This is a genomic window from Lentzea sp. HUAS TT2 (genome assembly GCF_051853195.1).
In the GTDB taxonomy this organism is placed as follows: domain Bacteria; phylum Actinomycetota; class Actinomycetes; order Mycobacteriales; family Pseudonocardiaceae; genus Lentzea.
The window spans coordinates 9,361,943-9,373,734 of sequence record NZ_CP196667.1; the positions used below are offsets into that span (position 1 = coordinate 9,361,943).

The 11,792-nt window shown below is 71.3% G+C and carries 8 protein-coding genes and 1 tRNA gene; 3 read left to right on the plus strand and 6 right to left on the minus strand.

The genetic code is table 11. From position 1 onward, the window contains the following. Positions 1 to 23 precede the first annotated feature (23 nt). From ACSHWB_RS44235 to ACSHWB_RS44250, 4 genes are all read right to left on the minus strand, one after another. Positions 24 to 5,489: a carboxyl transferase domain-containing protein gene (locus ACSHWB_RS44235; protein WP_439659323.1), complete on the minus strand. Its 5,466-nt coding sequence runs from the start codon at positions 5,487 to 5,489 to the stop codon at positions 24 to 26. Between the two features lie 159 nt (positions 5,490 to 5,648). Further along, entirely contained in the window at positions 5,649 to 6,887 is a 1,239-nt protein-coding gene (locus ACSHWB_RS44240; RefSeq protein WP_439659324.1) for an MFS transporter, read from the minus strand. A gap of 1 nt (position 6,888) precedes the next feature. Beyond that, positions 6,889 to 7,380: a Gmad2 immunoglobulin-like domain-containing protein gene (locus tag ACSHWB_RS44245; RefSeq protein WP_439659325.1), complete on the minus strand. Its 492-nt coding sequence runs from the start codon at positions 7,378 to 7,380 to the stop codon at positions 6,889 to 6,891. Between the two features lie 76 nt (positions 7,381 to 7,456). Beyond that, positions 7,457 to 7,541 (minus strand) — tRNA-Tyr (locus tag ACSHWB_RS44250). A gap of 137 nt (positions 7,542 to 7,678) precedes the next feature. On the opposite strand from ACSHWB_RS44250, the gene ACSHWB_RS44255 reads away from it, so the two are divergent. Together ACSHWB_RS44255 and ACSHWB_RS44260 are read left to right on the plus strand one after the other, a co-directional pair. Then, positions 7,679 to 10,339, plus strand: a complete 2,661-nt coding sequence (locus tag ACSHWB_RS44255) for an ATP-binding protein (RefSeq protein ID WP_439659326.1) — start codon at positions 7,679 to 7,681, stop codon at positions 10,337 to 10,339. 49 nt (positions 10,340 to 10,388) lie between these two features. After that, positions 10,389 to 10,679, plus strand: coding sequence for a hypothetical protein (locus ACSHWB_RS44260; protein ID WP_439659327.1), 291 nt, complete (start codon positions 10,389 to 10,391; stop codon positions 10,677 to 10,679). On the opposite strand, the gene ACSHWB_RS44265 is transcribed toward ACSHWB_RS44260, so the two are convergent. Together ACSHWB_RS44265 and ACSHWB_RS44270 are read right to left on the minus strand one after the other, a co-directional pair. Then, a complete protein-coding gene (locus ACSHWB_RS44265; RefSeq protein ID WP_439659328.1) occupies positions 10,672 to 11,145 on the minus strand; it encodes a TspO/MBR family protein in 474 nt (157 codons plus the stop codon). The two genes, ACSHWB_RS44260 and ACSHWB_RS44265, sit on opposite strands and share 8 nt — an antisense overlap. A gap of 17 nt (positions 11,146 to 11,162) precedes the next feature. Further along, the gene (locus tag ACSHWB_RS44270) at positions 11,163 to 11,450 is read right to left on the minus strand and encodes a hypothetical protein (RefSeq protein ID WP_439659329.1); all 288 of its coding nucleotides are present in this window, start codon (positions 11,448 to 11,450) and stop codon (positions 11,163 to 11,165) included. Positions 11,451 to 11,617: 167 nt separating this feature from the next. Here ACSHWB_RS44270 and ACSHWB_RS44275 point away from each other — a divergent pair, with 167 nt between their 5' ends. Further along, entirely contained in the window at positions 11,618 to 11,782 is a 165-nt protein-coding gene (locus tag ACSHWB_RS44275; RefSeq protein WP_439659330.1) for a hypothetical protein, read from the plus strand. Positions 11,783 to 11,792: the final 10 nt, after the last annotated feature.

The following is an 11,792-nucleotide window of genomic DNA, read 5'->3' on the forward strand; positions in this document are numbered from 1 at the left end:
CGGGCCCTCCCCCACTACCAGAACTACTTCGCGAGCCCGTCCTCGATCGCCTTGATGATCGCCGGTCGCAGCTCGGCAGCCGAGATGATCGCGTCGACCGCCCCGACCTCCACCGCGCGCTGCACGCTGTGCACCCGGTCGAACTCGGCGGCCATCTCGTTCAGCTTCTCGGTCCGCACGCCCTGCCGCGTCGTCGCCAGCTCGGCGGTCAGCGCCGCCCGCTCGGCACCGGACGCCTCGGCCACCGAGGACTCCAGCTTCTTCACGCGCGGGTCGTTGGCCGTGCGGCCGTCGACCTCGCGGGCGAACACCACGGCCGCGGCGGGCGCGCCGCCGATGACCGAGGCGAAGGAGCCCTCGACCGCGAGCACCGTCATGGACGGGTTCAGTGCCTTGGAGAACACCACGAACGCACCGCCGTGGTACCGCGAGATCACGGTGAACACGATCGGGCCGCGGAAGTTGACGATCGCGCGGCCGATCTCGGCGCCGTACTCGAGCTGCAGCTCCCGCATCGACTCCGGCGAGCCGTCGAAGCCGGACAGGTTCGCCAGCACCACCAGCGGCCTGTTGCCCGAGGCCGCGTTGATCGCGCGGGCCGCCTTCTTCGACGACTTCGGGAACAACGTGCCCGCGGTGTAGGTGTCCGGGCCGTCGGTGGGCGGGAAGCCGGTGCGGGACACCCCGCGCGACTCGATGCCCAGCAGCGTCACCGGGATGCCGCCGAGGTGCACGTCCTGCACGACGGCGGTGTCGGCGTCGGCCATGCCGGCCCAGCGCTCCAGCACCTCGTGGTCCTGGTCCGACAACGCGCGCATGACGGTGCGGATGTCGAACGGCTTCTTGCGGTCCGGGTTCGACTCGATCGAGAAGATCTCGCCGACGGTGTTGAACGGGCTGTCGCCGACGACGTGCGGGTAGGACGAGACATCGCGACCCGACGGGTCCGAAGTGGACACCCGGCGCGGAGAGGACTCGCCCGGCGCGATGTAGCTGTGCTCGTAGTGGCCCAGCAGCACGTCGAACGCCGCGCGCAGGTTCGGGGCCCAGTACTGCGCCTGGCCGTTCGGGCCCATGACGCGGTCGTAGCCGCCGATGCCGTAGTTGTCCTCCGCCGAGACGCCGCCGGAGAAGTCGAGCGCCTGCTTGCCGGTCAGCACCATCGCCGAGTCCGGGGTCATGACCAGGATGCCCTTGGTGTGCATGAGCATCGTGGCCTCGGCGTTCCAGTACGGCTGGGCGCCGACGTTGATGCCGTTGACGACGACGTTGATCTCGCCACCGTCCTGGGTGAACTCGACGATCCGCTTCAGGGCGGCCGCGACCCAGTCCATGTTCTCGACACCGGAGCTCATCGAGATCTTCGCGCCGGACGACAGCGAGAACCACTCCAGCGGAACGGAGAGCTCCTCCGCCAGGTCGATGGCGTGGATGACCCGCGAGCACTCGGGCTCGGCCAGCGCGCCCAGCGACTTGGTGGGGTCGCCGAGCAGCACCACGCGCTTCATGCCCTCGGGGTAGGCCGGGGTCGGGGTGGTCACCACACCGACGACGATGCCCGCCTTGTTGCCGCCGCGCGGGCGGTCGACCGGCACCAGCGCGCCGTCGACGAGGTCGTGCTCCACGAACGAACCGCCGTCGCCGACGAGCATGTCGACCAGCTCGTACGGGTAGATCGTGCCGCGCGACTGGGCGCGCAGGACGTTCTGGCGGTAGTCGTCGAGTGGCTGGATCGGGGTGGTCGGCGGCTGCACGAACGAGAACCGCACGCCGGCACCGGCGTCGTTCGCGATCCGCACGCCGATGTCGGTGACGTCACCGGAGACGGGGTCCCTGCGGCGGGCCAGGAACAGGACCTCCTCCAGGTCCAGGCCCGCGGTCGTCGGCAGGACGCGCTGGGCGACCGCGTCCAGGTCCTTCGACCCGAGCTCGGTGGGCGGCCACGCGTAGAGCACCACGCGGTTCGTGGCCAGGCGCGTGCGGCCACCGGCCTGCGCGCGGGCCCTGCGGATGCCGTCCAGGCAGGTCGCCAGGACGTCCTCGGCGGCGGGCAGCGCCACGATCCGGCCCTCGTCGTCGCGCAACGGCGTCAGGTCGCGGACCTGGCCGAGCGCCACGAGCCGCTCGTCGGACTTGTTCGCCTTGGCCACCGCGCGGAACAGGTACACGTCCTCGTCCACGGAGGACAGCCGGGTGAGGTCGAACTCCCGCAGCCGCTCCAGCTGCATGCGTTCGGCGATGCGCGGGTGCAGCCCGCGCACCAGCCTCTCCTCCGCGAACCCGTTGGAAGACGGGCGGAACGTGAAGTGGTGGTGCATCGACTCGCCGCGGCGACCGGCCACGGTGGTGGTGATGCGGGTGATCGTCGGCGGCAGCTGGTGCGCGGCCAGGGCGGCACCCAGGCCGGCCGCCATCTCGTCCTGGTCGGACGGACCGTCGGGCCAGTTGACGTAGAGGTCCGCGACGACCGCGCTGCCGGTGCCGTGCTTGACGACGTCACCGATGGCGTCGGTCAGCGACGGGAACTCCACCGCGGTCGAGATGAGCCGGGTCTGCTCCGGCTCGTTCTCCGCGAGGAAGAACGCGCCGTTCACGCGCGGGTTCTCCAGCGCCTTCTTGGTGTAGTAGCGGCGGGCCAGCACCTCCAGCAGAGGGGTGTTGTCCGCGCCGGGCTTGCCGATGCGCTGGCCGAGCAGGCGCACCAGCGGTTCGGCCGACGCCACCATGGCGACGATCCGCTCCTCGCGGTCGGCGGCCTGGGGCTGCGAGTCGAGGTGGATCAGGTGCTTGCGGACCTCGCTGTGCACGCGGGCGCGGTTGCGGCGCACCAGCGGCTGGGCGAACCAGGTGAACACGACGCTGCGGGCGAGGTCGGCCACCGCCGGGTAGCGGACCTGCGTCGCCGCGACGATGTGCTCCAGCACCAGGCCGATCTGGACCTGCTCTGACTCGACCGGCGGCGCCTCCTGCACCCACTGGCGCAGCAGGGTCGTCGCGACGGCCGCGTCGAACACGCCGCGGCGCAGCGCCACGAAGATCCGGAAGACGGCCTGCTCCAGCTCCGGCGTGCGGTCGAGCTCGGTGATGCCGTAGTGACCGATCACGTTCTGCAGACGGGCGCGGAAGCCCTCCGGCAGCGCGGCGCGGTCGGCATCGAGCGTCTTGAGGTACGTGTGGAAGTGCTCGCGCGGGGAGTGGATGTGGTTCTCCGGCTTGGAGTCCTCACCGGCGGGACGGTTGCGCGAGAGGTCGCACAGGTCGGCGAAGATGCCGAGCAGCTGCGCCTCCTGCACGAGCGGCCGCTCCAGCAGGTCGTGCCGCGCGCCCATGTAGTTCGTCAGCACGCGCTCGGTCTCCGAGGCGGTGGTGTCGAAGCCCAGCAACAGGTTGCGCAGGTCGTCGAGGCCGTCCGCGACGAGCTCCTCCGGCCGCACGCCCGTGCGCGGCGCGGGCAGTTCCAGCTCGACGGCCGAGTCGGTCTTCGCGACCTCGGCGGCGCCGTCCTCGTCCTCGATCTCCTCCAGCTTCAGCAGCGCGCCACCGGCGGGCACCTGGGTGCCGACGACGACGTTCAGCTCCTTGAGGCGTGCGCGGAACGGCGCGCGCAGCACCGTCTCCATCTTCATCGCCTCGAGCACGAGGACGGGCGCACCGGCCTCGACCTCGGCGCCGACCGCGAGCGGCGTGGCGACGACGAGCGCGGGCATCGGCGAGCGCAGGACACCGCCCTCGTCGCGGGTGACGCGGTGGGTGACCCCGTCGACCTCGACCTGGTGGACCGGGCCGTGCGTGCCGGTGACGACGCGGAACCGCTCGCCGTTGACGGTGATCTGGCCGACGTGGTGGTCGAACCGCTCCACGTCGACGTCACCGGTCAGCACGGTCTCGGAGTCCGCGGCGGACACGCCGACGCGGTAGCTCGTGGCACCGACGCGGGCGACGTTCACGACGTACGGCTGGCCGCGCAGCACGAACTCCAGCTTGACCGCGCCCTCGTGGTTCGTGCGCGGCTGACCACCGCGCGCGGACGCCAGCAGCTCGGTGCGGTTGATCTGCTCCTCGTCCTCGTACACCTCGATGCCGGCCGCGGCGAGCGCGATCGCGGAGTGGCGGTGCGAGATCAGGCCGCCGTCGGCGCGGACGCGGTCGATCCAGGAGGTGTCGGCGGAGCCGTCGATCACGGCGGGCTCGTCGAGCAGGTCGAGCACGAAGCTCTTGTTCGTCGTGCCGCCCTCGATGATGACCGTCGTCTCGGCCATCGCGCGGCGCAGCTTGCCCAGCGCCTCCTCGCGGGTGCGGCCGTACGCGATGATCTTCGCGATCATCGAGTCGAAGTCGGCGGGGATCTGCGAGCCCTCGGCCACACCGGTGTCGACGCGGATGCCGGGGCCGGCGGGGAGCTCCAGCCGAACGATCGTGCCGGGGCACGGCGCGAAGTCGCGGTCCGGGTCCTCGGCGTTCAGGCGGGCCTCGACGGCGTGGCCGAGCTCGACGGGCTTGGCACCCTCGAGCTTGCCGCCGCCTGCCACGTGCAACTGGGCCTTGACCAGGTCGAAACCGGTGGTGATCTCGGTGATCGGGTGCTCGACCTGCAGGCGGGTGTTGACCTCGAGGAACGCGAAGAGCTTCTCACCGGGGTGGTAGAGGAACTCGACGGTGCACGCGCCGCGGTAGCCCACCGCGTTCGCGAGCCGCTCCGCCGAGGACTTCAGCTCGTCGACCTGGTGCGGCTCCAGCACGCACGAGGCCGACTCCTCGATGATCTTCTGGTTGCGCCGCTGCACCGAGCAGTCGCGGACGCCGAGCGCCCACGCCGTGCCCTGACCGTCGGCGATGACCTGCACCTCGACGTGCCGGGCGCCGGTGACCAGGCGCTCCAGGAACATCACGCCGGAGCCGAACGCGCGCGCGGCCTCCAGGCTGGTGCGCTCGAAGTTCTCTTCCATCTCCGCGGGAGTGGTGATCTTGCGGATGCCCCGGCCACCACCACCGGCGGTCGCCTTGAGCATCAACGGGTAGGTGACCTCCTCGGCCACCTTGAGGGCGTGCTCCAGGTCGTCGACGGCGCCGCGGCTCCACGGCGCGACGGGCACGCCGACCTCCTCGGCGATCAGCTTCGAGCCGATCTTGTCGCCGAGCTTGCGCATGGCCTCGGCGGACGGGCCGACGAACGTGACGCCGACCTTCTCGCACAGCTCGGCGAACTCGGGGATCTCGGCGACGAAGCCCCAGCCGACCCACGCGGCGTCGGCCTTCGTCTCGACGAGCGCCTTCTCCAGCACCTCGAGGTTCAGGTACGGACGGTCCGCCGCCAGGCCGAGGTTGTAGGCGAGGTCGGCTTCCCGGACGAACGGCGCGGACTTGTCGACATCGGTGTACAGGGCGACGGTCTCGATCCGTTCCCCTGACTCGGCTGCGAGTTCACGGACGGCGTGGATCAGCCGCATTGCGGCTTCCCCGCGGTTGACGATCGCTACACGACTGAACAACGACTTCTCTCCTCGCGGACAGACAACCTCAGCGGCAGTCGCCGCCCAATCGATGTACACACTCTCGTCTACCAACCAGTAGGAAAACCGCTAGATCGGAACGAGTTGAGCAGCGTGCTTTGTATGAAACCAACAAGGCGCCAGGTCCTCGGCACAGCTTCACTTGAGCCCGTGTCCCAACTCACGGCGGGGCCCGGCGTCCATTCGGGACCACCCGAACCCCGCGGCCACCACGAGCGGTAACGCCGCGATCACCAAGGCGGACCGGACCGACAGCGCGTCGGCCAGCACTCCCCCGCCCAGCGCCCCCACCGGTTGACCCACCCCGAAGGTCACCACGCGTCCCACCAGGTTGGCTCTCCCCTGCAGGTGGTCAGGCGTGATCAACTGGCGGACCGTCAGTCCGTTCACGATCACGATCGTCGAGGTCAGACCCCACAACGCGGTGCCGAGCACGGCGAGCCACCACCGGTCCACCGCCACCAGCACCCCCATCACCACCGCACCGGCGGACAGGCCGGCCACGGCGGTGCGGCGGGGCTCGCAGGCGTCGCTGATCGCGGGCATCAGCACGGTGGCGGCGAACGAGCCGGCGGCCAGCGCGCTGAACAGCACGCCGATCCGCGCGTCGTGCTGCGGGACGTCGAACGCCCGGAAGGCGTAGACGACCAGGAGCCCGGACACGGCACCGCCAGCGACGGCCTGACCGAGCCCCAAGCCGAGGAAGAGCCGGACTGTGGGTTCCCTCCACAGGAAGTCGAGTCCCTCCGCGATGTCCGCCCGGAGGGAGACCCGCGGCGGCCGGACGGGGTTCAGCGGGCGCAGGATCATCCGGACGAGGACCGCGGACACGGCGAAGCTCACCGCGTCGATCGCCATCGTCCCGGCCGGCCCGTGGATCGCGAAGAGCACACCGGCGACCGACGGCGCCGCGATGTGGACCGCGGTGGCCGTGCTCCAGATGGCGCTGTTGGCGCGCACGAGGTTCTCGTTGCCGACGAGCGCGGGCACGGCCCCGAAGGTGGCCGCGTCGAACCAGACGCCGACGCTCGCGACACCCGCCGCGACCAGCAGGAGGTGCAACGGGGTCAGCACGCCGAGCGCGGAGGCCACCGGCACGCTCGCCAGCAACCCGGCGCTGACCAGGTCGGTGACGACCATGACCGTGCGCCGGTGCATGCGGTCGACGAGCGCGCCCGCGAAGAGCCCGAACACGACGTACGGCGCCGCGGTCAGCGCCGCGAGCGCCCCCGTGCACGCGGCGCTGCCGGTCAGCGAGTACATGAGGACGGGCAGCGCGACACCCGACACCGCGGACCCCGCCGTCGAGATCAGCCTGGCGAGCCAGAACTTCCCGAACTCCCGGTCCTCCCGCAGACTCCCCCCGCGACGGGTCACATCAGGACTGCGGGACCCGGATCACCGATCCGGGCGTGATGACGTTCGGGTCCGTGATGACGTGCGGGTTGGCGCGCACCAGCCGCGGGTAGAGGTTGCCGGAGCCGTAGAACTGCGTGGCGATGCCCCACAGCGTGTCACCGGGCTTGATCTTGTACTCCTGGTAGACCCGGTAGCCGGGCACGATCCGCGGCCCGTAGACCACCGGCACGATGACCTTGTCGAGCTCGGCGCCGTCCTTGGGCGACACCCAGAACACCTCGACGAAGAGCCGGTCGAGCGCGAACGACGCACCCGACACGTCGACCTGCACCTGGAACTGGCCGTGACCGCCGGTCCCGTCGCCCGCCATGAACCCGCCGACGACCTCGTCGTGTCCCTCGTGGATGCGGTAGTTGAACTGGGCCTCGAACGCGCCGCCGGCGGTGCCCGCGATGTGCACGTGGCTCCCGACCAGGCCCTGGGGCCGTGGCTGCTGAATGTCGATGGACATGTTTCCCCTTCCTCCACCAGTAGGTCGTGGGGAGGCAGGGGGTCGTTGCCGGGGTTCACCCCGGTGGCGCAACGGCTGGTGGTGGAGGTCGGAGTCGAACCGACTCTGCAACGAGGCTCCCGTTTTACAGACGGGCGGGGCTCCACAGCCCCTTCTCCACCATTGTCGCGCGGTGGTTTCCGCGCACGAAAAAGCCGCCCTGACCCGTTTCCACGGGCGGGCGGCTCTCGACGTCAGCGAAGCTTCACGGCATCACGACGGAGAGCCTGACCTGGACGGATAGCTGCGATAGCGGCGCATGCGGACCACTTTGCCGGACCGTCCGCGTGACCGCGAGCCATTTATCGCGGCGATTTCCGGAAACGTGCTCACCCGCCGGAACGACATCCAGGTCGTGAAGGTCGTAGGACGCGCGCGCGAACTCGCCGCGGCACGGTCGTGGCTGGCGGCGGAGACCGGACGCCTGGTGCTCTGCGGCGGTGAGCCGGGCATCGGCAAGACGCGCCTGGCCCAGGAGCTCGCCGGGCACGCGCTCGCGCTCGGCCGGGAGGTCGTGTGGGGCCACTGCGTCGAGACCAGCGGGGCACCGGCGTTCTGGCCGTGGCGCCAGGTCCTGAAGGCGGCCGGTGCGGACGCCGATGTCGTGCTCGCGCACGACGCCGAGGTGCCGCAGGACAGGTTCCGGGTGTTCGACGCGATCGCGGCCGCACTGGACCGCGACGGCCTGGTGATCGTCGTCGAGGACGTCCACTGGGCCGACGAGGCCTCACTGCTCGTGCTCGCCCATCTCGCCACACACCTGAGCAACGTGCTGCTGTTCGCGACCTTCCGCGACCCGTGCCCCGCGGTCGCGGACCTCATGCGCTCGGCCGGCCGGATCGACCTGCACGGCCTGTCCGCGGACGAGGTCGCCGAGCTGGTCGGGGCCGAGCACGCGGCCACGATCACCGAGCTGACCAGCGGGAACCCGTTGTTCGTCACGGAGATCGCCCGCGCGGTCGAGGACGGCACGTGGCGCGCGGACCAGCCGCCCCGCAGCGTCCGCGACATCGTCACCGCCCGCCTCGGCCGGCTGCCGGAGGACGCCCGCGAGATCGTCAGGACGGCGGCGCTGATCGGCCGCGACTTCGACCTGGACCTCGCCGCGGCGGCCTCTGGCCAACCGATCAGCGCGCTGGACGAGGCCACGACGTTGATCGACGCGACCGGGCACCGGTTCGTGCACGCGCTGACCCGCGACGCCGTCGAGGCCGCACTCACCCCCGCCGAACGCCGTGCGCTGCACCGCAGGATCGCCGAGGCGATGGCCGGCAGCACGCGCTACGCCGACGTGGCCAGGCACTGGAACGCTTGCGGCGCAACAGAAGAGGCGCGGGCGTGGACGATCCGGGCGGCCCAGGACGCGGTGGCCAAGCTCGCCTACGAGGAGGGCGCCCGCCTCTACCGCGCCGCGGCCGCCCTCGGCGACAGCCACGAGGTCCAGGTGGCGCTGGGCAGGGCCGCCTACTTCGCGGGCGACCTCGCGGGATGCGTCCAGGCCGCCCAGCGCGCCGCCGAACTGGCAGGGACGCCCGAGCAGATCGCGGAGGCCGCCCTGGTCCTCGAGGCCGCACCCGGCGCGGGCGTCAACGCGATCGCGACCCCGTTGTGCGACAACGCCCTCCGCCAGGACGTCAGCCCCGCGACGCGGGCCCGCCTGCTCGCCCAGCGCAGCCATCTCGCGTTCTACCGCGGCGAGCAGCACCGCCTCGACGAGCTCAGCCGCGAGGCGCTGAGGCTGGCCCGCGGCGACGACCGCGCGCTCGCCGAGGCGTTGCACGCCAGGCAGGAGGCGTGTCCGGGACCGGCCGGTCGCGCCGAACGGCTGAGCCTCGCCACCGAGATGATCGGGCTGGCCCACCGCACGCACAGCCCGCGCGGCGCGATGTGGGGATCGCTCTGGCGTGTCCACGCGCTGGTCGAGAGCGGCGAACTCGCTGCCGCACAGGAAGAACTACCGGCGTTGGCGCTGGCCTGCGAACGGGTCGGCGGCCAGGTCCCGTTGTGGCACCTCGACGTCGTGACGGCGTGCCTGGCGCAGGCGCAGGGCCGGTTCGCGCAGGCCCAGGAGATCGGTCGGCGCGCCTACGACCGCATGCGGGTGATCGAGCGCGAACCGGCGTCGGGCGCCTACTTCGCGTTGCAGTGCGGGCTCTCCTGCCACCTGGGGCCCACCGAGGACGGCCTCGCGCTGGCCCGCCACTTCCACGACCCGCCGCCGCGGTTCCGGCTGATGTCGAAGCTCACGCGGGCGTTCCTGCTGCTGCGCGCGGGTCTGCGCGACGAGGCCGTCGAGTACTACCGCCGCTGCGGCCCGGTCGCCGAGTGGGACCTGCCCGCGTTCTTCGTGCTGCCCGGACTGGTCGACGCCGTCCTGGTGACGGCGGGACTCGGCCTGACCGGCGACCTGCGGCTGATCCTGCCGCGGCTCGCGGAGTTCCGCGGCGAGCACGCGGCCGGCAACGGCGTCGCGTACATGGGCCCGGTGACGCTCGCGCTGGGCCACGGCCACCTGGCTCTCGGCGAGCACGAACAGGCCGTCACCGACCTCACCGCCGCCGTCGAGGAGGCCTCCCGCGCGGGCGCACCCGCGTTCGCCGCCGAGGCCCGCTGGCACCTCGCGGCCGCGTTGCGCGCGCTGGGCCGCGACGCCGACGCCGTGCAACGCGCCGCGGACCGCGCGATCCGCACGCTGGGCATGACCGCGTTCACCACGACCGAGCTGAGCAGCCGCGAGCACGAGGTGGCCACGCTGGTCACCGAGGGCATGACCAACCGGCAGATCGCGCGCCGGCTGGTGATCTCCGAGCGGACCGCCCAGAACCACGTCCAGCACATCCTGACCAAGCTCGGCTTCAGCACCCGCAGCCAGATCGCGGCATGGATGAGTACCGCACCGAGTAGTCCGGCGGATGGCTGAGCTGCGCGGACTTCCTAGGTTGGGATCACATCGACCTCAGGAGGACCCCATGTGGCTCACCATCGCGACCCCGCCCACCCAGTCCCTCGACCAGCTCGACGCGGTGATGGGCTCCGCCACCCCCGACGGCCTGCGCGCCCGCTACGCCTGCCGAGCCGACGGCGAGTTCCGGGTCATCGCCGTGTGGGAGTCGAAGGAGCACGCCGACCGCTTCTTCCGCGAGGTGCTCGGCCCGATCCTCGCCCGCGTGCTCGGCCCCGAGCCGTCCGGCGCGCCCGCGATGACCGGCATGGAGGTGCTGCGCGAGTTCGTGCCCGGCCAGCCGAGTCCCGTCAGTTGAGCAGGGCGATCGACAGGTTCAGCGCCGCCGCGAAGCTCACCCACGCCAGGTAGGGCACCAGCAGCGCCCCGGCGACCCTGTTGCGCCGCCAGAACGCCACGAGCAGCGCGACGATCGCCAGCCACAGCACCAGGATCTCGGCGAACGCCACCCAGAACCACCCGAGCCCGAAGAACAACGGCGTCCAGGCGGCGTTCAGCACGAGCTGCACACCGAACAGGGTCAGCTCGCGCCGCGTCGCCCCCGCCCGCCACGCGAGCCAGCCGGCAGCCGCGATCATCACGTACAGCAGCGTCCACACCGGACCGAACAACCAGGCGGGCGGCGCCCAGGAGGGCTGTTCCAGCGCCTGGTACGTCGATCCGGCCGACACGGAGAAGAGCGATCCCACCACGGCGGTGACCAGCACGGCCCCCGCGAACATCCCGAGAGCGCGGACCGGGTGCCGTTCGGAAACGAGAGTCATGGTGACGAGGTACCCCTTCAGGAGCCTGGCAAAGCACGAACGATCTTGAGAACGGCCGCCCGGCTCGGCCGCACCCGCTCGGCGGCGTTGAGGAGGCTGAGCTCGTCGACCAGCACGGCCTCGCGGATCTGGGCGTCGTGGCCGGGCAGTTCCGCGCGCAACGCCTCGACGAGCCGCGACCGCAACGCCCGGCCCAGCGGGTCGTCGGTGGGCAGCACGCGCCAGTGCGCGCGCAGCAGACGTTCCGCGACGTCCTCACCGCCGACCGCCCAGAGCAGGCGGATCATCCTGTCGGCGAGGCCCATGCGAACAAGGTAATGCCACGGCCGGAAGGTGGCAGATCAGATTCGGCCACTAATTGGCCAGTCACGCCCAGCCATAACCCATTCCGATCGCCCGATCCAGTGACGGCGAAACGCTCTCGCCGCACATCCCGACAGGGGGTTCACCAATCGGATCCCCGGAGGCGACAGTGAGCTGGAGCGGCAGACCCGCGAAATGCAGGAAGTGTCACGGCGACACGATTCGCTGCGACACGTGCAAGGGCAACGGCAAGGTGCAGTGGACGTTCGGCGACTGCACCTCGTGCGACGGCAGCGGCCACGTGTGCCCGTCCGACGGCAAGTACTGGAAGTGACGGCCAGCCA

What these genes read in the sequence shown, in the direction of transcription:
- ACSHWB_RS44245 (WP_439659325.1), bottom strand. Translation starts at nt 7,380, where the DNA reads ATGTCCATCGACATTCAGCAGCCACGGCCCCAGGGCCTGGTCGGGAGC.
- ACSHWB_RS44255 (WP_439659326.1), top strand. Translation starts at nt 7,679, where the DNA reads ATGCGGACCACTTTGCCGGACCGTCCGCGTGACCGCGAGCCATTTATC.
- ACSHWB_RS44260 (WP_439659327.1), top strand. Translation starts at nt 10,389, where the DNA reads ATGTGGCTCACCATCGCGACCCCGCCCACCCAGTCCCTCGACCAGCTC.
- ACSHWB_RS44265 (WP_439659328.1), bottom strand. Translation starts at nt 11,145, where the DNA reads ATGACTCTCGTTTCCGAACGGCACCCGGTCCGCGCTCTCGGGATGTTC.
- ACSHWB_RS44270 (WP_439659329.1), bottom strand. Translation starts at nt 11,450, where the DNA reads ATGGGCCTCGCCGACAGGATGATCCGCCTGCTCTGGGCGGTCGGCGGT.